19 protein-coding genes are annotated in these 21,585 nt (G+C 73.6%); 9 read left to right on the top strand and 10 right to left on the bottom strand.

Translation table 11 applies throughout. The annotated features are described in order from the left end of the window. Window positions 1-113 precede the first annotated feature (113 nt). Window positions 114-668, bottom strand: coding sequence for a hypothetical protein (locus IH61_RS0103055; RefSeq protein ID WP_031064465.1), 555 nt, complete (start codon window positions 666-668; stop codon window positions 114-116). A gap of 116 nt (window positions 669-784) precedes the next feature. Between IH61_RS0103055 and IH61_RS42430 the strand changes: the two genes are divergently transcribed. Beyond that, window positions 785-1,792 (top strand): ArsR/SmtB family transcription factor, encoded by a 1,008-nt coding sequence (locus IH61_RS42430; RefSeq protein ID WP_051836158.1) that lies wholly within the window; start codon window positions 785-787, stop codon window positions 1,790-1,792. Between the two features lie 45 nt (window positions 1,793-1,837). Here the strand turns inward: IH61_RS42430 and IH61_RS0103045 are convergent, their stop codons facing one another. Genes IH61_RS0103045 through IH61_RS0103035 form a run of 3 tightly spaced genes read right to left on the bottom strand, consistent with a single transcriptional unit; the run spans window position 1,838 to window position 6,433 of the window. Further along, window positions 1,838-3,907 carry a prolyl oligopeptidase family serine peptidase gene (locus IH61_RS0103045; protein WP_234326998.1) on the bottom strand — a complete coding sequence of 690 codons (2,070 nt, stop codon included), beginning with the start codon at window positions 3,905-3,907 and terminating at the stop codon, window positions 1,838-1,840. A 1-nt stretch (window position 3,908) separates the two neighbouring features. Next, window positions 3,909-5,234 (bottom strand): MFS transporter, encoded by a 1,326-nt coding sequence (locus tag IH61_RS0103040; protein WP_158844588.1) that lies wholly within the window; start codon window positions 5,232-5,234, stop codon window positions 3,909-3,911. A gap of 14 nt (window positions 5,235-5,248) precedes the next feature. Beyond that, on the bottom strand, window positions 5,249-6,433 hold the full coding sequence (locus tag IH61_RS0103035) for a radical SAM protein (RefSeq protein WP_031064457.1): 1,185 nt from the start codon (window positions 6,431-6,433) through the stop codon (window positions 5,249-5,251). Window positions 6,434-6,622: 189 nt separating this feature from the next. On the opposite strand from IH61_RS0103035, the gene IH61_RS0103030 reads away from it, so the two are divergent. The 4 genes from IH61_RS0103030 to IH61_RS0103015 are packed head-to-tail and all read left to right on the top strand — an operon-like array spanning window position 6,623 to window position 11,498. Further along, entirely contained in the window at window positions 6,623-6,817 is a 195-nt protein-coding gene (locus IH61_RS0103030; protein WP_158844585.1) for a hypothetical protein, read from the top strand. A gap of 16 nt (window positions 6,818-6,833) precedes the next feature. Beyond that, window positions 6,834-9,989, top strand: coding sequence for an adenylate/guanylate cyclase domain-containing protein (locus tag IH61_RS0103025; RefSeq protein ID WP_051836156.1), 3,156 nt, complete (start codon window positions 6,834-6,836; stop codon window positions 9,987-9,989). After that, window positions 9,986-10,831 carry a S8 family peptidase gene (locus tag IH61_RS0103020; RefSeq protein ID WP_031064451.1) on the top strand — a complete coding sequence of 282 codons (846 nt, stop codon included), beginning with the start codon at window positions 9,986-9,988 and terminating at the stop codon, window positions 10,829-10,831. Before IH61_RS0103025 ends, IH61_RS0103020 begins: the two co-directional genes overlap by 4 nt. A 4-nt stretch (window positions 10,832-10,835) precedes the next feature. Further along, entirely contained in the window at window positions 10,836-11,498 is a 663-nt protein-coding gene (locus tag IH61_RS0103015; RefSeq protein ID WP_063763119.1) for a GAF domain-containing protein, read from the top strand. Between the two features lie 25 nt (window positions 11,499-11,523). Here the strand turns inward: IH61_RS0103015 and IH61_RS0103010 are convergent, their stop codons facing one another. Beyond that, window positions 11,524-13,380 (bottom strand): AfsR/SARP family transcriptional regulator, encoded by a 1,857-nt coding sequence (locus IH61_RS0103010; protein WP_158844583.1) that lies wholly within the window; start codon window positions 13,378-13,380, stop codon window positions 11,524-11,526. A 238-nt stretch (window positions 13,381-13,618) separates the two neighbouring features. Here IH61_RS0103010 and IH61_RS46705 point away from each other — a divergent pair, with 238 nt between their 5' ends. The 3 genes from IH61_RS46705 (at window position 13,619) to IH61_RS46700 (ending at window position 15,457) form a co-directional block, all read left to right on the top strand. After that, the gene (locus tag IH61_RS46705; protein WP_158844580.1) at window positions 13,619-13,783 is read left to right on the top strand and encodes a hypothetical protein; all 165 of its coding nucleotides are present in this window, start codon (window positions 13,619-13,621) and stop codon (window positions 13,781-13,783) included. Between the two features lie 151 nt (window positions 13,784-13,934). Next, entirely contained in the window at window positions 13,935-14,861 is a 927-nt protein-coding gene (locus tag IH61_RS0103000; RefSeq protein ID WP_051836154.1) for a JmjC domain-containing protein, read from the top strand. Between the two features lie 113 nt (window positions 14,862-14,974). Continuing rightward, window positions 14,975-15,457, top strand: coding sequence for a hypothetical protein (locus tag IH61_RS46700; protein WP_158844577.1), 483 nt, complete (start codon window positions 14,975-14,977; stop codon window positions 15,455-15,457). 69 nt (window positions 15,458-15,526) lie between these two features. On the opposite strand, the gene IH61_RS0102995 is transcribed toward IH61_RS46700, so the two are convergent. Further along, window positions 15,527-15,865 carry a hypothetical protein gene (locus IH61_RS0102995; protein WP_031064436.1) on the bottom strand — a complete coding sequence of 113 codons (339 nt, stop codon included), beginning with the start codon at window positions 15,863-15,865 and terminating at the stop codon, window positions 15,527-15,529. Between the two features lie 85 nt (window positions 15,866-15,950). Here IH61_RS0102995 and IH61_RS40280 point away from each other — a divergent pair, with 85 nt between their 5' ends. Further along, the gene (locus IH61_RS40280; protein WP_031064432.1) at window positions 15,951-16,274 is read left to right on the top strand and encodes an ArsR/SmtB family transcription factor; all 324 of its coding nucleotides are present in this window, start codon (window positions 15,951-15,953) and stop codon (window positions 16,272-16,274) included. A 111-nt stretch (window positions 16,275-16,385) separates the two neighbouring features. Here the strand turns inward: IH61_RS40280 and IH61_RS0102985 are convergent, their stop codons facing one another. From IH61_RS0102985 to IH61_RS42425, 4 genes are all read right to left on the bottom strand, one after another. Continuing rightward, window positions 16,386-17,369 carry a helix-turn-helix domain-containing protein gene (locus IH61_RS0102985; protein WP_031064429.1) on the bottom strand — a complete coding sequence of 328 codons (984 nt, stop codon included), beginning with the start codon at window positions 17,367-17,369 and terminating at the stop codon, window positions 16,386-16,388. Window positions 17,370-17,663: 294 nt separating this feature from the next. Then, window positions 17,664-18,338 carry a hypothetical protein gene (locus IH61_RS0102980; protein ID WP_031064424.1) on the bottom strand — a complete coding sequence of 225 codons (675 nt, stop codon included), beginning with the start codon at window positions 18,336-18,338 and terminating at the stop codon, window positions 17,664-17,666. After that, the gene (locus IH61_RS0102975; RefSeq protein ID WP_158844574.1) at window positions 18,335-20,515 is read right to left on the bottom strand and encodes a hypothetical protein; all 2,181 of its coding nucleotides are present in this window, start codon (window positions 20,513-20,515) and stop codon (window positions 18,335-18,337) included. Before IH61_RS0102975 ends, IH61_RS0102980 begins: the two co-directional genes overlap by 4 nt. Window positions 20,516-20,584: 69 nt before the next feature. Continuing rightward, entirely contained in the window at window positions 20,585-21,442 is an 858-nt protein-coding gene (locus IH61_RS42425) for a hypothetical protein (RefSeq protein WP_031064419.1), read from the bottom strand. Between the last annotated feature and the right edge of the window lie 143 nt (window positions 21,443-21,585).

The raw sequence follows: 21,585 nt of genomic DNA, 5'->3' as shown, positions 1-21,585 counted from the left end.
CACCCCGGCCACACGCCGAGGGCCACCGTCCCCCCGTGGTACCGGCGGCGCCCCCGGCTCGAAGCCGGAGGCGGAGGCGGGGACGGAGGCGGGAACGGAGGCGGGAACAGCCCTCAGCCGTGGCACCCCTGACTGAAGGAGGACGCCCCGCCGTCGTTGAAGTTGTAGCCGTTGCTGTAGTCGTGCCAGCCGGAACTCCACTCGCCCCGGCAGGTGTTGTACGTCCAGGTCACCCCGGCGGTGAACACCTCCGTCGGGTTCCCGTAGATGCTCGTGCTGGGGGACCAGTAGTCGGCGTACGAGGTGTTGTTGGGGTAGTTGTAGGCGATCAGCACGTTCTGGGCGCTGCCGTCGGCGTTCCTGCCGTTGTCGACCCAGAGGCGGACGTTCCACCCCGAGTGGCCGTTGCGGAACGAGTCGGCCACGTGGAAGTGCGAACGGGTGGCGTGGCAGCCGGGCGAGTACTGGAGGTCCACGTAGCCGACGTAGCCGTAGAGGTTCACGTCGCTGCTGCTGACGGAGTAGTAGTCGGAACAGTCGTACACGGCGGCGGCGGGCGCCGACGAGGACGACGCGGCCGACGCGGACGTCACCGAGGGCGCGGCGAGGACGGAGAGTGCGAGGGCCGCACCGACGGCCAGGGTCTTGGCGGTTCGGGCCGAGCGCATGGGCTGGTACCCCCTGTACGGAAACGACTTCTTGCTTCGGACGCACCAACGATCGACGACCCGCACCCCGGCGGCTAGGCTTTTGCACACCGACGCAAAGGTCCCGCGACGGGGGGATGCCGTTGATACGGATTCGTCTGACGCCCGACGACCTCGACCGGATACGGGTCGCCGACACGCCCGACCTCGGATACGAACTCGCCCTGGCCGGACAGTACTTGGCCTTGCCGGCACCGAACAGGCACCTCACGGCGTGGCGCCGCGACGTCGCCCGCACCTGGAACCCGCGGCACGGCAGGCTGTTCGACCTGTACACCGAGCTGTACCTGCCGGCCTTCTTCGAGGAGGCGACCCTGCCCGTACCGGCCGCGATCGATCCGCAGTCGCCGCCCGCGGTGGCCCACCTGCGGGACCTCGCCCGGTCCGGCGCCCTGACCCCCTTCACCCGGGGGCTCGCCGACGGCCACCCCCGCGCGGTCTCCGACCTGACCCGGATCCTCACCGGCCTGCGCGCCACCGCGCTGGACCCGTACCGGCGGCGCGTCACCTCCGTCGTCGCGACGGCGTCCGCCGGGGCCCTGACCCGCGCCGCCGTCGGCGGCCCCGGCGAGCTCCTCAACCGCCTGCACCCGTCGGTCCACTGGGACGGCCGGGTGCTGCGGCTGAACACCAACGTCGAGGCCGCGGAGTCCCTCGAAGGACGGCCCCTGATCCTCCAGCCCTCCGCCCTCGCCACCCGGATCAGCTTCAACCCGCTCTCCGACGAGGTGATCATCAGCTACCCGGCGGCCACAACCCCCCTCACCCGGGACCCGGAACTCCGCACCCCGCCCCAGGCCCTGGAGTGCCTCATGGGCTCGACCAGGGCGGCGGCACTGGTCGCCGTGGTCAGGACACCGGCCCTGACCACCAGCCGGCTCGCGGCCACCCTTGGCGTCTCCGTGGCAGCCGCGTCGCGCCACGCGGCCGTCCTCCGCGACTCCGGGCTCATCACCACCACCCGCAACGGCCAGTCCGTCCACCACCACCCGACCCGCCTCGGCCTCGACCTCGCCCACGGCTCCGCCCCCCAGGACCCCTCCGCCCAGAACCCCTCGCCCCCGGGCGGCGGCGGCTCCTCATGACCGGTGAGGATCTCGACGGCGCCTCGGACCAGCGCCACCGCGCCGTCAGAGGGGCAGGCCCAGGCGGTCGGCGAAGAAGGCGAGCATGTCCGCGAAGAGGTCCGTCAGGCGGGTGATCGAGCGGGCGCCGTGGCCGGCGCCGCGTTCGAGGCGGAACAGGACGGGTTGGCCGCTGCTGGTCGCGGCCTGGAGGGCGGCGCACATCTTGCGGGCGTGCAGGGGGTCGACCCGGCTGTCGCCGTCGAAGACGGCGAACAGGACGGCGGGGTAGGCGGTGTCGGGGCGGACCCGGTGGTAGGGCGAGTAGGAGAGCAGCCGGCGCAGTTGCTCGGGGTCGGAGGCGCTGCCGTACTCGCCGACCCAGCTGGGGCCGAGGCCGGAGAGTTCGTAGCGGGCCATGTCGAGCAGGGGTGCCATGCAGACGGCGGCCGCGCAGCCGTCGGGCCGTTGGGTGAGGGCCGCGCCGACGAGCAGCCCGCCGTTGGAGGCGCCCCAGATGCCGAGTCGGTCCCTGGTGGTCCAGCCGGTCGTGACCAGGTGGTCGGCGGCGGCGTGGAAGTCGTCGAAGGTGTTCTGTTTCCGGTCCAGCATGCCGGCGCGGTGCCAGTCCTCGCCCTCCTCGCCGCCGCCGCGAAGGTTGGCGACGGCGTAGACCCCGCCGGCCTGGACCCAGGCGACGGCTTCCGGGGAGTAGACAGGGGTCATCGACTGGCCGAAGCCGCCGTAGCCGGTGAGCAGGGTGGGCCGGGGGCGGTCGGGGGTGCCGGTCGGGGAGATGACGAACATCCGTACCCGGGTGCCGTCCGGGGAGGTGTAGGTGGTCTGGACGGTGCGGGTGGTCACCGCTGCGGGGCCGGTGTCCGGCTCGGTCGCCGCGGTCCAGGGGTCGAGGGCCCCGGTGCGCGCGTCGTAGCGCAGCGCCGTCGGCGGGGTGCCGAAGCCGCTGCACAGGAACCAGGCCCGGTGCGCGTCGCGGGCGGCGACCCGGAGCTTGCCGACGCTGCTGCAGGGCGGGACGGGCAGCCGGCCGAGCGGTCGTCCGTCGGCCAGGTCGTGCACGGTGACCTCGCCGACGGCGTGCCGGGTGCGGGCCACCAGCATCACCGGTCGGGCGAGCTCCGGTCCGTCGAGTACGGCAAAGTCCTCCAGGACGGCCTGCGGGTCCTCGGGGATCAGGTCGGTCCAGGTGTCGGGGGTGGGGCGGCCGGGGCTGGTGACGACCACCCGGCCGCGCGGGGCGTCCAGGTCGGTGGTGAGGTGGCAGGTGCCGTCGGGCCCGGTGCGCGGGTGGAGGACCGTCCGGGCGTCCAGTCCCTCCTGCACGGCGCGCCACCGGGGTGCTTCGGGTGGTCCGGCGGTGAGGTCGGCCAGCCAGAGGTCCCGGCGGGGTGCGGTTCCGGCGGCGGCGCTGACGGCGAGCCACCGCCCGTCGGGGCTGATCCGGACGGTGTAGTGCTGGGTCTTCTCCCGTCCCTCGCCGAAGACCACCGGGTCCTGCTCCGGGTCGGTGCCGATCCGGTGCAGCCGGACGCGCCGGTGGTACTGGCCCTCTCCCGGGTTCAGGTCGGGGTGCAGGCGGCGGACGTAGTAGAAGCCGGTGGCGTCCGGCAGCCAGGCGACCGTGCTGCGGCGGACGCGGTCGATCGGGCCGTCGAGTGGCCGTCCGGAGTCCACGTCGAGTACGAGCAGGGCCGCGTTCTCGGTGCCGCCGGGTGCCAGCTGGTAGCTGAGCAGCCGTCCGTCCCAGGACGGTTCCCACTCCTCCAGGGTGGTGGTGCCGCTCGGGTCGGCCCGCACCGGATCGACCAGCACCCGGACGGTGCCGTCGGGCTCGACCACCACCAGCTCGGGGTGGTCGGCACCCGGACGGTTCCGGGTGAGGAAGAGCCGGTCGCCTGCGGGCCGGGGGGCCGAGCGTGCGCCGAGGCGTGCGTAGAGGTCCCGCAGCCGGGCCCGCGAGCGCTCCCGGGCGGGCCAGCCGTCGGCGGCGGCCCGGTAGGAAGCCTCCTGCTTGGCCGTCCACTCCAGGACCGCCGGATCGTCGGCGTCCTCCAGCCAGCGGTAGGGGTCCGGGGGCTCCGGGGGGTCCGGGGGGCCCGAGGGATCTGACGTCATGTCAGTCATGCTCCGATCCGGTGGGTTCGACGGCGTGGGCGAGGACGGCGGATTCCGGCGCGACGGCGGGCTCCGGTGCGACGCCCCGTGGGCGGGCCGCTCGCAGGGGCAGCCAGCCGCCCGCCGTGACCGCGCCGGTCAGCAGGGCGAGCGCCGCCCAGGCGGGTGCACCGCCGAGCGACTGGTAGAGCGAGCCGGCCGCGACCGGGCCGAGTGCGGCCAGCCCGTTGAGCAGCAGGCTGGTCGCGGCGCTCACCCGGCCGACCAGGTGCCGCGGGGTCTGCCCGAGCAGCGCCTTGAAGACCACGACCCCGGCGGCCGGGGAGAGCAGCATCAGGAGGGTGAGGAGGACGGCGACCAGGGCGGGCTGGAAGGCCACCGCGAACACGGCGAGGACGGCCGTCCACACCACGCCGATGCCGAGCACGATGGCCCGCATGCTCAGCCTCCGCACCAGCCACGGGGACAGCAGGGACCCGATGATCCCGCCGGCCCCGGCACAGGACAGGATCGGCCCGATCAGCGATCCGGACGCCCCGCCAGCCCGCAGGTCCAGGATGACCGTCACGTCGATGGCGGCCGAGACCAGGTTGATGACGGCCGCGTACAGCAGGACGACCAGCAGTTCCCGCTGCGCGATCAGCCAGCGCAGCCCGGCTGTCGCCGACCGGTCCCCGGGTTCGGCGGCGTCCAGGTCGGTCGGGGCGCTCTCCACCCCGCTCGGCCGTACGGTGATCCGCCGGATCAGCAGCGCGGAGAGGGCGTAGCTGGCCGCGTCCACGGTGAAGGGCAGCAGCGGGTCCACGGCGAAGAGGGCGCCGCCGAGCGCCGGACCGGCCAGGTTGACGGCGGAGAGCATGGCCTGGTTCACGCCGAGCGCGTCCGCGAGTTCCGACGGGGCCACGATGTCCCGGGTGAGCACCGAGTTGGCCGGACCGAACAGCGCCGAGGCCGAACCCTCGATCACGGCCACCAGCAGCAGTTGCCAGTACGGCGTGGCGGACCAGAGCGCCACCAGCGGGATGGTGGCCACCGCGACGCACCGCACCAGGTCGGCGAGGAGCATCACCGTCCGCCGGTTCCAGCGGTCGACCAGGCTGCCGGCGGGCAGCCGGAGCCCGAGCCGGGTGGCGAGCGAGACGGTGGCCACCGTACCGGCCTGGACGGCGGAGCCGCCCAGGCTCAGCACGAGCAGCGGGTAGGCGAGGGTGGAGAGCGCCGAACCGAGATTGGAGGTCAGGTCGGCGAGGAAGGACCGCCGCAGGTTCGCGTTGGTCCGCAGCACGTGGTTGCGCAGGCCCGCGCCCGCTGCCGCTCTTCCGGTCACGGTCGCTCTCCCCGTCAAAGTCGTCCGCTGGCCAGCAGGTAGTCCAGGATCCGCGCGTCGACGTTGTCCTGGAACCGGTTCATCACCTCGGCGTCGGTCTGCTCGTACTCGTAGCCGCAGGTGACCCACCGGTCGGGCACGGTGTCCGGGTCCAGGTAGCCGTGGTCGATGTGGCCGACCTCCATGCCCGGCTTGCCCGCCGACTGCCAGCTGCTGAACAGGGTGCCGTCGGCGTTGACCACCGCGCCCTGGGCGCCGCCGGGGGTCGAGCAGATCTGGCAGGTGGTGCGCATCGAGGGCCGGACCAGCTGGTAGCCGCGTTCCAGGGTCTCGATCGTCCACTCCACGAAGCGGTCCTCCACCTCCCGGCCCTGCGCCAGGTCGTTGCGGTAGCCGACCCCGGAGTCGCCGACCCAGGCGAAGGTGAAGGTGCAGCGGCGCGGGTCGGTACGGCCGTCGAGCAGGCCGAACAGCTCGCCGATCCGGTCCACGTTGTGGTGCGACACGTTGACCCGGAAGTTCCAGAGCAGGCCCGTCCGTTCGGTCGCGGCGGCGACGTTGGCGAGGATGCGGTCGAAGGTCCCGCCGCCGGTGTGGGTGACCCTGGTGCCGTCGTGGTCCTCCCGGCTCCCGTCGAAGGTGATCTGTACGGTGCGCAGGCCCGCCTCGTACAGCTGGACGGCGCGCCTCGGGTGCAGCAGCACCCCGTTGCTGGTCATCGCCGCGGTCGTCGGCCCCAACGACCGGCAGCGGCGCAGCAGTTCGAGGCATCCGGCCGGATTGAGCAGCGGCTCGCCGCCGAAGAGCAGCAGGTAGAGCCGCTCCAGCCCGGCCTCGGCCATCCGCCCGGCGGCGAAGCCGACGATCCGGTCGATGGTGGCGGAGTCGAGCTGCCGCCTGTCGATCCGCGGGGGCCGGTGCCCGCCCTGCAGGTCCTGGCCGGTGTTCTGGAAGCAGTACCCGCAGCCGAGGTTGCAGGCAGTACTGGTCAGGACGGTGAGCGAGAAGGACTTCGCGGTGCGCTCGCGGTAGGCGCCCTCGCTGCGTAGGAATCCGTCGACGTCCGGCCGGAGCGAGCCGTCGGGCCTGACGTGCTCGGGCTTGAGCAGGGTCCAGGTGCGGTTGCCGATGAACCACCAGCCGCGGTCGGTCCTGATCAGCCGCGGCGAGTCGGCCTCGTCCAGCCTGGTGCCGATCATCGTTTCTCCCTCGGTCGGGGGTCCGCAGTACAGCGCGAGGGTAGGCAGCGGCGGTTTGCCGCCGGTATGCGGCAGGTTGACCGCGGGCTTCCACCGTGATCGCCCCGGATGGCGTCGACGGCATACCGGACGCAAACCGAAGCTCAACTGAGGCGCCCTAGTGTCGTGTCAGAAAGGGGGCTGATCGAGGTGACCGAGCAGACATCCGCCGATCAGACATCCGTCGATCACGCATCGGCCGAGCAGGCATCCGCCGGGCAACCCGGCGACGGCACGACGGAGCCTGCGGAGCCGATCGCCGACCCCGAGGAGCCCGAGGTGGTGCTGCACTCGGCGGAGGACGACGGCGAACGGCCCTGGTGCATAGGCGACATGTCGGCATGACCGGGGAGGCGGGAACGTGAGCTGCCCCTCGTGCGCCGTCCGGCCCCCGGCCGGGGCGCGGTTCTGCGCCCGGTGCGGCGCCCCCACGGCCGTACGTGGGGAGCAGGCCGCCGAGGAGCGCCGGATCGTCACGGTGCTCTTCTGCGACCTGGTCGGCTCGACCCGGCTCTCCGGCCTGCTGGACGTCGAACTGCTGCGCGCCATCCTGCTGCGCTACTACGCGCTGATGGAGCAGCGGATCGAGGAGCACGGCGGGATCGTGGAGAAGTTCATCGGCGACGCCGTGATGGCGGTCTTCGGCCTCACCGCCACCCGGGAGGACGACGCCCACCGGGCGCTGGCGGCGGCCCGGTCCATGCCGGCCGCACTGGACGGGCTCAACGCGGAGCTGGAGCGGGACCACGGGGTGCGGCTCGGGGTACGGATCGGGGTGCACACCGGCGAGGTGGTCACCACGGCTGATCCGACGAGCCGTCAGGCCCTGGTCTCCGGCGAGGTGGTCAACATCGCCGCCCGGCTGCAGGCGGCGGCCGACCCGGGGACGGTGCTGCTCAGCGCGCAGACCTGGCGCGCCGCCGAACCGGGCCTCACCGTCGAACGGGTCGGCCCGCTGAGGCTGAAGGGCGTGGCCCAGGAGGTGGAGGCCGGGCTGCTGGTGGACGTGGCGGAGCCGAGTCCGGGGCAGGCCCGCCGCCCGGACGTGCCCTTCGTGGGACGCGAGCGGTACCTGAGCGAACTCGACCTGGCCTGGCTGCGGGTGGTGGAGGAACGCGACGTGCACGTGCTGACCCTGCTGGGCGAGGCGGGCATCGGGAAGTCCCGGCTGGTCGAGGAGTGGCTCCGCCGCTGCGACCGCCCGGTGGGCGCGGGCCGGTGCCGGGCGCCCGGTACCGGCGGCTCGCTGCACGCCCTGGCCGAATGCCTGGACCCGCTGATCGCCGAGCTGTCGCGGGCGGAGCAGGGGGCGCTCACCAGCGGCGCCGCCGACGCGATCGGGCTGCTGCGGACGGGCCTGCTGCTGGACGGCACCCCGGCCCCGTCCGTGGACGCCACCTGCGCCGCGCTCGCCCATGTGCTGACCGAGCTCACCGCCACGCACCCGGTCCTGCTGGTGCTGGACGACCTGCACCAGGCCGAGCAGCCGCTGCTGGGCCTGCTGGAGCGGCTGGTGGAGGAGACGCGCCGGCTTCCGGTCCTGCTGCTCTGCCTGGCCCGGCCCGAGCTGATCGACAGTTGCCCCGGCTGGGGTACCGGCCGCGCCAACTCGACCACGGTCACGCTCACGGGCCTGTCCGCCGCGGACTCCACCGTGCTGGCGGCCCACCTCGTCGACCTGGCGCTGCACGACGGCGGCGCGACGGAACAGATCGTCGCCCAGGCGGACGGCAACCCGCTCTACCTGGAGCAGCTGGCCGCCACCGTCGAGGAGACCGGCGGCATCCGGGAGCTGCCGCCCACGCTCCAGTCGCTGCTGGCGGCCCGGATCGACCGGCTGGCCGAGACCGAGCGCACCGTCCTGCGGCACGCGTCCGTGGTGGGCCTCGAGTTCGACGCCGCCGACCTGGCGGAGCTGACGGAGCTGACGGCGCCGACGGAGGACGGCAAGCAGGACGGCGAGCAGGACGGTGAGCAGGGCCGCGCGGCGGTGCTGCGGACGCTGTCGCGGCGGGGGCTGGTGCGGCCGGTGCGCCGACCGTTCGGGGCGAGCGCGGCCTACTGCTTCGTCAACGGGGTCACCCGGCGGGTGGCCTACGAGGGGCTGACCAAGCTGCGACGCGGCGAACTCCACGAGCGGTACGCCGGATTCCTGGTGCGGACGGGCCGGCCGGACGCCCTGATCGGCACCCACTTCGAGCAGGCGTACCGCTACCGCAGCGCGGTCGTCCGGCTGGACGAGCACGGTCTGCGGCTGCGCGAGCGTGCCGTGCGGCACCTGGTCAGGGCGGGGTCGGGCGCGCTGGACCGGGTGGACCTGCCCTGGGCGCTGACCCTGTTCGAACGGGCCGCCGAGCTCACCGCCCCCGGCGACGAGGGCCGCCCCGAGCTCCTGCAGCGGCTGGGCGAGGTGCTGCTCACCCTGGGGCGGCCGGTTCAGGCCCGCGACCTGCTCACCCGGGCGGCCGCCGAGGCCGACACGGCAGGGGCGGCCGCCACCGCCGCCCACGCCAGGCTGCACCTGGCCGCCTCCGCCTCCGACGAGGCGGCGCTCGAGCACGCGGCGGCCGTGGCGCTTCCCGTGTTCGAGTCCGCCGGCGACCAGCTGGGCCTGGCCCGGAGCCGGCTGGTGCTCGCGGGGTGCTGCCGGCGGCGCGGCCGCCATGCCGAGGCGCTGCGGACGCTGGGCCTGGCGCTGACCCACTCGCTCGCCGTCGGGGCCGACCGGGAACTCGCCAACACCCTGGGTGCGACGGGCCTCTCGCTCTGGCGGGGCCCGGAACCCGCCGACTCCGCGGTGGCCCGCTGCCAGGCGCTGCTGGCGGCCCACGGCGCCGACCGGCCCGCCGTACGCGGCACCCTGGGCTTTCCGCTCACCGTGCTGCACGCGCTGCGGGGCCGCGACGACCTCGCGGCCGAGAGCCTGGCCGCCACCCGGCAGGCGATGGCCGCCCTGGCGCACGCCGAGGGCCGGGTGTTCGGGCCGCTGCTCGACGGGATGCTCGCCGTCCTGGCCGACCGGCGGCCCCGGGCCCGTGAGGCACTGGGCGAGGCCCTGGAGGCGGCCCGTGCGCTCCGGGCGCCGGAACTGGTCCGCACCTGCTCGCTCGAACTGGCCCGCCTCCACCTGGCGGACGGTGACTGGCCGGCCGCGGCGGCGCTGGTCGAGGACCTCGCGGTGCCCGAGGGGCAGCCGGGCGTGCAGGCCGACTCCTGCGGGGTGCGGGCCAGGATACGGGCGCTGCGCGGCGAGCACGGCGAGGCCCTGGCGCTGGCCCGCCGGGCGGTGCTGTTCGCCTACCGGACGGACTCGCCCGCCGACCGGGGCACCGCCTGCCTGGACCTGGCCTGTGCCAGGGCCGCGGCGGGGCTGCCCGAGCGGGCCCGTGGCGCGCTGGGGGTCGCCCGCCGCCAGTTCGCCGGGAAGGGGCACCTCGTGGCACTCGCGCACACCGAACGCCTGTTGGGAGATCCGGCTGTCGGGAGAGACGGCGAAGGAGCTGGCACCGACCGATGACCACCACGCCCGAAGCACCCGCCGGGAACCCCCGCGGCGGCGCCCTCACCTGGAACCTGCTGGACCGACGCCCCTCGGACATCCCGGTCGCCGCCGACGGGGCCCACCGCGTCACGCCCGCGTGGGCGTACGGCGGGGCGGACGGCAGCGGGGTCCGGGTCTGCGTGGTGGACAGCGGCGTCGAGCCCGGTCACCCGATGGTCGGCGAACTCGCCGGTAGCCACGCGGTCGTCGAGCGCGACGGCGAGCCGACGGTGGTGCCGGTGGCCGCCGCGGACGTCTGCGGGCACGGCACGGCGTGCGCCGGCATCGTGCGAGGGGTCGCGCCCGGCTGCGAGCTGTCCAGCGTGCGCATCCTCGGCGAGAACGGCGGCGGCAGCGGCCAGGCGCTGCTGACCGGACTGGCCTGGGCCATCGAGCAGGGCTTCGACGTGATCAACCTGAGCCTGTCCACCTCCCGCCCGCAGTTCAACCAGGTGCTGCGCGAACTCGCCGACCGCGCCTACTTCAGCCGGTCGGTGATCGTCGCCTCGGCCCACAACGCCCGGATCGAGAGCTTCCCCTGGCGCTTCTCCTCGGTGGTGTCGGTCGGCAGCCACGCCGAGGACGACTCCGGTCTGGTGCTCTACAACCCCTCCCCGCCCGTGGAGTTCTTCGCCCGCGGCCAGGCCGTGCCGGTCGCGGCGCTGAAGGGTGGCACCACCCGCAACACCGGCAACAGCTTCGCGGCCCCGCACGTGACCGGGCTCTGCGCGCTGATCCTCGGCAAGCACCCGTACCTGACGAGCTTCGAGCTGAAGACCATCCTGTACCTGACGGCCGCCAACGTGCGAGGAGCCTGACACCATGGACCACCCCACGGACTCCACGGCGATGGTCGCCGCGATCTCCGGAGCGCTGGCCGACCCCGGACCGGAGGACCGCGAGCTGCTCGCCTCCATCGTGCAGGTGGCGCGTTCGATCTTCGGCGCGGCCGCGAGCTCGATCTTCCTCTTCGACCGGGAGCACGACGAGCTGGTCTTCGAGGCGGTCTCCGGGGAGGGTGAGGACTTCCTGGTCGGCACCCGCTTCCCGGCCCACCGCGGCATCGCCGGCTGGGTGGCCGACACCGGCGAGCCGATGACGGTGGACCGGCTCGCCGGCGACGGGCTGTTCGCCCAGGACCTCGCCGAGCGGACCGGCTTCGTCCCCGACGCCATCATGGCCGCCCCGGTCATGCACCGCGACGAGGTGCTCGGGGTGATCCAGGTGCTCGACCCGCACCCCCAGTCCCGTTCCAGCATGTCCGACCTCGACCTCCTGACCGCCTTCGCGGCCCAGGCCGGCCTGGCGCTCTCAGGGCTGGTCCGCAGTCGGGCCGCACGCGGGGCCCTGGCCCTGGGCGGCGGGGAGTTCGCGCGGCTGGCCGGGATCGTCCGGCTGCTCGCGGAGCTGCCGGAGGACCGGCGGGCCAGCGGTCTGCGGCTGGTCGACTCGCTGCACGAGGTGCTGGCGGGCATGGTGCGCTGAGCGGGGCGATCGGCGCACCATCGGCTCAACTCCCCTTCTGCATCTGCGTGTTGCCGAGCAGCAGCGCGGCGGCGTAGCGGTGGGCCAGGGGCGGCATCCGGTAGCGGACGGCGTGGGCCGCGTGGGTCTCATGGGCCGCATGGGTCTCATGGGCCGCGTGGGCCGTCACCTCGTCCTCGTCGCCCGTGACGCTGACCAGGTTGGCCTCCATCAGCTCCTCGGCGACCCGTTCGACGGGGCCCGCCAGGCCGTCCACCCCGTCCAGCACCGCCCGCAGGCCCGCCAGGTCGAACGCGGCCCGGGGCAGCGCACCGAGGGCGTCGAAGGCGGCGCGCTGGGACGGTGTCAGGCTCCGGTGGAAGCGGCGGTAGCCGTCGTGCAGGGAGACCCCACCGACCATCAGTTCGTCCAGGGCCACCGGAAGCCGGCCCAGCCGGTCGGCGTACGCGGACAGGGACAGGTGGCCGAGCACGGTGAGCTTGGCCGCCAGCGCCCGCACCACCACGGGCGCCAGCCCGTACAGCTGCCGGATGCGGGGCAGCGCCTGCTCGTGGCCGGCGACCCGGTCGCCGCCGAGCACCCGGTTCAGCAGCTCGCCGGCCTCCGACGGCGTGAACTCGCCGAGTTCCAGGCGGTGGACGCACTCCAGCCCGCTGAGCTTGCGGGCGGTGGTCACCACCGTACGGCTGGGCCCGCGCCCCGGCAGCAGCCGCCGGATGTCCGCCTCGCCGGTGGCGTCGTCGAGGACCAGCAGGAACTGCCGCTCGGCGAGCCAGGAGCGCCACAGCGCGAGCGCGGTGGCCTCCTCGGCCGGTGGGGCGATGTCCAGGCCGGTGCTGCGCAGCAGTTCGGTGAGCACCGAGTGCCAGTGTCGCGGTGTGCCGTCCGGTTCGCTGAGAGAGACGAAGACCTGGCCGTCCTCGAAGCGGTCGGCGACCAGGTGGCCCGCGTGGACGGCCAGCGCGCTCTTGCCGACCCCGGTGGGGCCGCAGACCAGCACCACGCCGGGACAGGGGCCGTCGGCGGTCAGTGCCGCCGTCAGCGCGGCGAGCGGCTCGGAGCGGCCGACGAAGTCGGAGAGGTCGCGCGGGAGTTGGGCCGGGCGCAGGCGTGCCGCCGCCGTCGGCCGGGGCGGGGCGGGCGACTGCTCGCCGGCCAGGATCTCGCGGTAGAGCCCGCGCAGTACGGCACTCGGATCGAGGCCCAGCTCGCGGGCGATGAACTGACGGTGCGCCTCGAAGCAGGCCAGCGCCTGGCGGCGTCCGCCGACCTGTTCCAGCGCCGTCATCCGCAGCGCCACCAGCCGCTCCCGGAAGGGGTAGCGGCCTGCCAACTCGCCCAGCCGGTCCAGCAGTCCGTGCGCCCGGCCGGCCTCCACCTCCAGTTCGGCCCAGTCCTCGTAGACCTCCAGGAGGCGGTCCGCCAGCCGCTGCGACTCCCGTACGGCGAAGGGACTGTCGAGCAGGTCGACCAGGGGCCGGTCGCGCCACAGCCCCACCGCCCGGCCGAGCAGGGCGGAGGCGCCCGCCGGGTCGCCCCTGCGCTGGGCCTGCCGGCCCGCGGCGGCCAGCTGGTCGAACCGCAGCAGGTCGGACTCCTGGGCGTCCGCCAGCAGCGTGTAGCCGTAGGGCAGGCGGTCGATGTGGTCGGGCACGATCTTGCGCAGCGCGGAGACGTACACCTGGAGGTTCTTCCTCGCCGTGCGCGGCTGGTCGCCGTCCCACAGCACCTGCGTCAACTGGTCCACCGAGAGCACCGTGTTGGCGCGGCAGAGCAGCGCCGCCAGCAGCAGGCGCTGCTTGTAGGGCCCGAGTTGGAGCCGTCGGTCGGCGCAGTGGACCTGCAGCGGCCCGAGCACCGAGAACCGGAGAGGACCTGACACAGCGTTGCCCCCGCCCATACGGGACCCCCTCGTTGGCATGTGCGCGTGTCCGGTCAGCTTGCGGGACAACCCGGGGGACTGACAAGAACGTGCGCGCGATCCGTAACGGTTCGGTGGCCCTGCGTCGCCCCCGCGGACAAGCTGTCAGGAAGCCGCGCACATACCGGAGCCCAACCGCGCCCTCATAGCGTCGCCCTGGAGTCGGACGAGGTTCCGGCCCTGACGAGAGGAGTCCCCCATGACCAAGCCCGATGTGCAGGCGCACAGCGCAGGCGACGACGACGACAACCCCTCGACCTGCGGCGTCCAGCAGGGCATCGTGCCGGACGACGTCATCGCGCACAGCGCCGGCGACGAGGACGAGGACGCAGCCCCCTGTGGCATCCAGCAGGGCGCGGCCTGAGCTGACGGACCGACGGGGCGGCGCGCCCCGTCGAATCCCGGCCGGTGCGGTCACCACCGCACCGGCTTTCCCGCGCCCCGACGCCCGACCCGCCCACTCGCTCGATCGCCCGCTCGCTCGATCGCCCGCTCGATCGCTCCTGGAGGTTTCCGTGGACAGTCTGCTCCGGCTCGTGGACGACCTCCCCACGTTGCAACGCGCCTGGGAGCGCGAGCCGTTCGTCAGTGTCGGGCTCGACGACTTCGGCGACGTCTTCTCCCTGGCGGCCGCCGAACGCATGATCCACACGGGCCTGCCGCTGACCGCCGTCCGGCTGTTCAGGAACGGCGAACAACTCCCGAGCGAGCTCTACCGCCGCAACCGCGGCACCAGCCCCCGCAGCCGGGAGGGACTCGCCGACGGCGGAAGGATCACCGAGCTGGTCGCCCGGGGCGCCACCCTCGTCCTGGAGGAGCTCCAGACCCACAGCCCGGAGGTCTCCGCCTTCGCCGCCGAGGTCTCCCGCGCGACCGGCTACGAGGTCGACAGCACGGCCTTCCTCACCCCGCCCGGAGCACGCGGTGTCAAGCCGCACTTCGACCTGCTGGGAGTCTTCCTCCGCCAGCTGCACGGCTCGAAGCGCTGGCGGATCAGCCCTCCGGCGAAGCGCTGGCCCAACCGGGTGCAGCCGGTGGATCCGGCGGCCGTGGCGCAGCCGGTGCTCGACGTGGTGCTCAAGGAGGGCGAGTGCCTCTACATCCCGCACGGCTTCGTCCACGTCGGCGACACCACCGACGAGCCCTCCCTGCACCTCACGATCGGCCTGAGCGGCGTCAGCTGGGAGAAGGTGCTGCGCACCCTGGTGACCGCGGCCGCCGACCGCTTCGAGGAGCTGCGCGAGGCCCTGCCCCCCGCCTTCTCGGACCTCGACCGGGACGCCCTCTACCGCGAGCGCGTCGGCCTCCTGGCCGCCCACCTGGCGGACCTCGACTGGTCCGGCCTGCCCATCGACGCCCTGAGCCCCCGGCAACCCCCGGCTGCCCAGGTCCTGGACAGCCTCACCGCCGCCCTCGGGCGGGCCGGGCGGCCGAACGACTGAGACGCCCCACGCTGCGCTGACGGACGGTATCCCGCCATCGAACGAAGTACGGACCGGGTGCGCCGCGTCACCGTCGAACCCCTCTCGATCACAGGATGTCACCGCCCTGCCATGTGACCGAGAGGACTGACGCGTGCCATCCGCACACCCCGGAGACCGATCCTCCTCGGACGCCCGCTCAGCGCGGCCCTCGCCCTGTCGCTCGCCGCCGGACCGCTCCTGCTGTCCGCCCACGCCTGGGCGGGGCCCGCCGGGGCCGTCGAACCGAGCGTGGCGACGAGCCAGGGCGGCGCGAGCGACCAGCCACGCGACCGGACCGACCGCCCGGGCCCGTCCACCCCGCGCCAGGTCCGCCCGGCGACGGCTGCCCCGGCAACCGCAGTGGCGCCGAACTGGTCGCCAACCGGATCGGCGGCTCGGTCGAGGTCAACGGCACCACCGGCACCGGCCCGTTCCCCGAGGACGACCGGGCCGAGATCGAGCGCAACACCATCCGCGGCTCCCTCCACTGCACCGGCAACACCCCGCCTCCGACCAACGGCGGCAACCCCAACACCGTCCACGGCACCCGCGCAGGCCAGTGCGCCAACCTGTGAGCGGTTGAGGACGTGGCGAGGGGGCCCTGCGTCGCGCAGGGCCCCCTCGCCACGTCCTCTCGGGACGTCTCAGGCGGGCTGGAACTGCACGTACTCGATGATCGCGCCGCCCGGGTGCCGGAGGGTGGCGTTGCGGCCGGTGGGCACCACGTTGGGGCCGTCGAGGACGGTGCCGGTGGTGAGGACGTCGTCGAGGGAGTCGACCAGCACGGTGGCGTGGGTGTCCCGGTAGGGCGCGAGCGCCTCCGCTGTGCCGGCGATGAGCAGGAAGCCGCCGACGGTGGCCAGTTCGAGGTCGCGGTACTCGAACCGCAGCCGGGGCCCCTCGCCGACGAGGGCGGTGAAGGTGGGCAGCGCGGTGTCCAGGTCGTCCACGTACACGCGGGCGAGGGTGGCGAGTGCGGGCATGGCTGACACTCCGTTCGGCAGACGACGGCTACGGCTGATCATTTCGACTTTCCCGAAACGTCGAAACGATCGGCATACTACTGCCATGGCAGACGATCTGGAACTGGCCGCCGTCCTCCACGCCCTCGGCGACCCGGTGCGCCTCGCCCTCGTCCGCTGGATGGCCGCCGAGGGCGAGAGCGCCTGCAGCCCCGAGTGGCTCACGGTGCCCCGCTCCACCCTCTCCAACCACTGGCGCATCCTCCGCGAGGCCGGCCTCACCACCACCCGCCAGGAGGGCAAGAGCCGCATCATGGCCCTCCGCCGCCCGGAACTCGACGCCCGCTTCCCGGGCCTGCTCGCCTCCGTCCTGGCGGCGCACCGAGCCGAAGGCCATGGCGACAACCACGGGGTGACCAAGAGAACTTGAAGATCTGTCAAACTTGGTGCTCTCATCTCGGTCTTCACCCTCAGGAACGGCCTCGGCATCATCCCCTCCCCCGCGAGGGCTGAGCCCGCGACCACCGAAGGGCCCGCCTGCTCAGGCGGTCGCTTTCGCGTCGGCCAGGAGACGGTGCTCGCGCGGGGTGAGGCCGTGGGCGGCCTTGAACGCGCGGCCGAAGTCGGAGGGGTTGGGCATGCCGCAGCGCACGCCGACGGCCCGGATCGTGAGGTCCCGAAGGCCCGGGTCGGCGAGCTCGCGGTGGGCCTTCCTCATCCGCTGGGCGCGGATGAACCCGGCCACGGTCTCCCCCGGGAAGTGGCGCGCGAAGAGGCGGTGCAGATGGCTGACGGAGATGTTGTGGGCGGCGGCGACCACGGGAGGCGTCAGCCCGGGGTCGTGCAGGTTGCCACGGATGAACACCCGGACGCCCTCCACCAGGGTCCGCTGCCGGGCGTCCTCGGGCAGCGCGCACTCGGCATCGAGCTCCCCGGCGACCAGCGCCGCCACCAGGTCGACCACGACCGCGCCGAGACGGCCCGCCTCGGCCGGCCTCAGGCCGGCGCCCTGCCGGTCCAGCCCGAGCAGGAACTCGGCCAGCAGCGCACCCGTCCCCTCCCGGCCGGAGAGCCTGCGGCCGAGCAGGTCGCGAAGCCGGTGCGGCGGCACCGGCAACAGCGAGGCGGGCAGGTCGAGGCCCACAGCGGCGACCTCGGACCGTCCCCCGCCCGGGTCCTGCTCCCCGGACAGGTGCACATCGTGCGGGGTGGAGCTGTCGATGAGGGCGAGGTCCCCTGCGCCGAAGGTCTCCGCCTGGTCCCGGCCGCGCCTGAGCCCGTGCACTCCGGAGGTCAGCAGCGTCAGATGGTAGAGCTCCTGGTCCGAACGCTGGATCAGCCGCTTCGTCCGCCGGAACCGCGCCGACGGGAACGACGACCCCAGCAGCACCAACGGCCCGAGGTCGAGACGCCGTACCTGCGCCGTGAAGTCGTCCACGTGCTCACTCGTCGTCTCGGCGGCCCTGGTCCGCCCGATCAGATCCCGCCAGCGCTCAAAACGCTCCTTGCCCTGCTGCGCGGACATCCCGCCCCTTCGGACATCACCGTCCTCGCTCTGCACGCGAGGCCCTCTCCGCCGCCATTGTCACGCCGCTGTCAGGTCCGGTCCAGTCCGGCCGATCCCCGGGAGCTCTGTCGTTCGGGGCCGAACATCAGGCCCGTTCAGACCCGCCGGCGGATCAGCTCCTCGCGGCCGAGGACCCGGAATGAGCCCGGACTGAACGCGAATGAGCGCGAATGAGCGCGAATGAGCGCGAACGGCCGCTCGCCAACCACATCGTCACCCTGACGTCAGCGGCCGGGAAGCCGGCAGCCGGCGTCAGCCATCGTGGCCCGGCTGCTGCCCGGGCGCCGGTGGCGGGTAGCGGTGGCCCGGAGGTGGGGTGAGGTAGTCGGGCCGTGGGACCGACGTGCTGGGCAACGGCCGTGAGTAGCCGGTGGGTTGGGGCGGAGGAGGCAGCGGCGGCATCGGCAGGGGGAGAGCCTGGCGGCGCGGCGGGCGGGTGGCCCGGTAGAAGCGGTGGGAGCGCGGCAGCGCCAGGAGCGTGAGGGAGAGCACCGTCAGCACCAGCACGGCGGCGGCCGTGAGCTCGATCAGGCTGCGGAACCAGGAGAGCGAGCCGTAGGCGTCCGTCGTGAGGATCGCAACGGCGGCGACGGCCGACAGCCCGCCCACGATCCAGGCGAGCACTCTGGCCGGCTGCCGTCCGCGGGCCGCGAGGACGGCGAGGACCAGGATGACGGCGGCGAGCACCGCGGCCGTCGTGCCGAAGGCGACCAGGCCGGTCGCGGCGGCGCTGCCGGCCTGCGGGTCGGCAGCCTGTTCCGCTCGCCGGTCGCTGTACTCGGGGATCGCGAAGAACGCGCCGATCGCGGCCACCAGGGCCAGCGAGGCCGCCCCGGCGAGCAGGTAGCCCGCCGCGAACACGGTGCCCGGCGCGGCGGGGCGGCGGGGTCGTTCGGAAGGTGCCGCCGTCCAGGCGGTCGCCGTCATCGGGTGCTCCCCCGGGCCGCCATCCGCCGCCGACGGAGCAGCAGCACGCCGCCGACCGTCAGCCAGAGCACCAGCGGTGTGGCCGCGAGCGGGTAGAAGAGCCGGTTCGACGTCGCCTGCGGCGGGGTGGCGAACGCCTCCGCGGGCGGTACGGCGGTGGTCTGGCCGCCGAGCCAGAGCCCGCTCCCGTCGCCGCTCGGCCCGTTCAGCGCGCCCCGTGCGGCGGCCGCCAGCTCCGGGTGGTCCTTGGCGAACTTCTCGGCGCTCACCCGGTTCTGGTTGATCCGGCTGAAGTTCACGCCGCCGTAGACGTACGTGTAGGTGTAGACGGTCTCGCCGCTGGTGGTGGTGTGGGTGACCTTGAACTCGCCGTTCTTGTAGGACTGGACGTAGCGGTCGAAGACCTCGCGCGGGGACCAGGGTTCCCGGGAGGACCACTGGCTGATGTCGCCCTTGCCGACCAGGTCGGAGTACGCGGTGTGCTTGGTGGTGCTGCGCTGGCGGAACCACTCGGCGGCGACCCGGCTGGCGTAGACCCGGCGCAGGTCGGCGTACTCGGGCGCGCGGTTCACGGCGTCCTGGACCTGCGGAAGGATGGTCTGCCGGTAGACGTCCTCGTTGTGCTTGGTGACCGCCTTGTCCTGCTGGGTGCAGCCGGGTGAGCCGCCGACGCCCTGGGCCTTGACGACGTCCGACTCCATCTTGACCAGCAACGGCGCGTCCAGGATGTACAGTTCGTCGCCCGTGTCGCGGACAGTGGCGGTGTCGGGCACGATCCACTGCCGCATCGAGATGCACTTGGTGTCGCCCTGGAGGGAGTCCCAGAACTTCTGCCCGGCCGGGGTGTCGGGGTGGATGAACCTGGCGACGATCTTCTTCATCGCCAGGTCCGCCTCCAGCAGCACCCGGCCGGCGTCGGTCTTCCCGAACTTGGCGTCGATGATCCGGTCCGGCTCGTCCGGGTTGAGGTTCACGGTGAAGGCGGAGGGCGGCAGTTCGAGCCAGACGAAGAAGGAGTCGGAGGCGAGGCGGGCGTTGCGGGCTCCGCCGAAGGAGTTCTGATCGGGCTCCAGGGAGTTGGCCTTGAAGGCGTACTGCACGCCGGGGCCGTGGTGGTAGGTGTCGGAGACGTATCGCAGTTCGAGGGTGGAGAAGTCGACGCCGCCGAGGTCCTCGGCCAGTTCGGGGTGCCCGGACGCCTCTGACTCCTCCTTCTGGACGGCGCGCGCTTCCACCGCGTCCTCGGCGGTTTCCGGAGAGCCGGTGATCTCCTCCGGGGCGGCGCCGGGGGCCTGGAACTGATCAGGGGCACGCAGGGTGTCGTCGGGCACCGCGGCGCCGCCCTGCGGACCTCCGCCACTCTGCTGACCTCCGCCGCCCGGGATGACCGGCTGCTTCTTCGCGGGCACGACGAAGTACGGGATGCCCGCGCTCTGGAGGGCCGTCCTGGCCGCCTTGGTGGGCTCGCTGGGGAAGATGTAGACCAGCGTGCGCGGGTTGGGCTTCCCCCGCTCCCCTTCGACGAACGCCTTGTCGCGCGGGAACTCCGTCTTCAGGTCGATGCCCGTACCCGACTTGACCTCGTAGTAGAGGCCGAGTTCGGGGTTGGCGAGGTCGTACTGGCGGTTCACCTCCGGCACCTGCACCTCGGTCTTCCAGCCGAAGTCGGCCCCGAGCCGCAACCGCTCCGCGACGTGCAGTTGGAACGCCTTCCCCTGCGCGTCGTTGCCCTGCCTCGGGATCTGCCCGTTGAGCCAGGTCTTCCAGGGCTGCTTGCGCGAGGGGCGTTCCTTGTTCGCGGGGTCCGCGGTGTAGGCCGCCAGCTCGGCGTCCTTCCGGAGCTGGTACTCCCGCCACCTCGTGAGGATGTGCTCCCAGGTGCCGGCCTTGTCGGCGTTGTCGCTGTACCGCGCGGCCTCCACCTCGACGTCGCTCGGCTGGGCCCGGCCCCGGAACGCCTCGGCGGCGTTGGGGTACTGGTAGACCTGGACGGGGCCGGGTGAGACGGGGTGGGCGCCGCCCGGCAGGTCGGCGGCGGTGGGCGCGGCGCCGCCGAACGTGGGCAGCGGAATCGGTCTGGGCGCGGCCTCGCCGGCGCTCGGCAAACCGACCACGCCGATCAGGGCCGTGAGTATCAGCCCGAGCGACAACGGCAGGACCCGGCGGCGACCACCCATGATCCGGCTTTCCCCTCGTCAGATGCTTCGGCCCCTGACGGTAGCCGCGCCCACCGCGCTTGGGGAGGCTCAGACCAACCGGTCGTGGATGCGCCGGAGTACGCCCGGCGCACGGTCGTCGAGGGCGATCTGAAGGATCAGGAACGGCACGGCGACCTCGCCGTCGGGCAGGAGCTGGTCGAGGAACGGGCGCCCGAGGAACATGCCGTCGGCCGGATCGCCCGGGTAGTAGTTCCACTGCGCCCGAATCGCGGGCCGGAGCACCTCACCGAGGTACCAGACCGCCCCGTCCGCGAAGTCGGGATGGTCGGCCAACTCGCCGGAACTGCCCACAAGTTGACGGGACGTCTGCTCCAGTTCGCCCAGGGAGCCGGCGGAGAAGTCCCATCGCTGCGGCCGCCGCGCGTACGTGGCGAGCCAGGCCGGGTGCCGCGCGGCGCGCTCGGGCAGCCACTGGGCGAGGAACTCCCCTCCCCGGACGGTGAGATCGCGGTCCAGTCCGGGGGTGGGCTCCTTGGCCGGTTCCCATCCCGGCACCGCCGACCGCCGCTCGGCAACGGCCGCCTCCAGGCCCCGGTACGCGCGGCCGAACTCATCCCCGCCGCGCAACCGCCGTGCCCTGTCGACGATCTGCGCCGGGCAGAGCGGCGGAAGGCCGAGCGCCCGGTCCGGCGAGACGACGGGCAGGGCGAGGCGCTCGTCCCAGCGCCAGCCCCCGCCGGCCACGGTCAGCAGGGCCTCGCCCAGGAAGCCCGCGACCCGCTCCAGGAAGTCGGCGGCCGGAACGGGCCGGGCGAGCAGTTCGGCTTCCAGACGGGCCAACGAGGCCGCCCCGTAGTCCGGGAGGGCGCCCTCCTCCAGCTCGAAGTCGATCAGGCCGACGAGCCGGGGCTGCATGCCCTCCAGCCAGTCCTCCAACGGATCCATCACTCCTCCTGCCGGTCGACCCGCGGGTCCACGGGTGCGCGCCCATCGTCCGTCCGCAGGCCCGCCCGGTGCAACGGCCGACGAACGCAGGGCCGGTGGCTCAGGTGTGCGGCGGCCGGTCGCGCGCGGGTCGGTGGCGCGCA

This window comes from Streptomyces sp. NRRL WC-3742 (assembly GCF_000720635.1).
Taxonomy (GTDB): Bacteria; Actinomycetota; Actinomycetes; order Streptomycetales; family Streptomycetaceae; genus Kitasatospora.
Note: the sequence above shows the minus strand (reverse complement) of the source record. Positions and strands in the feature narration are given on the sequence as shown.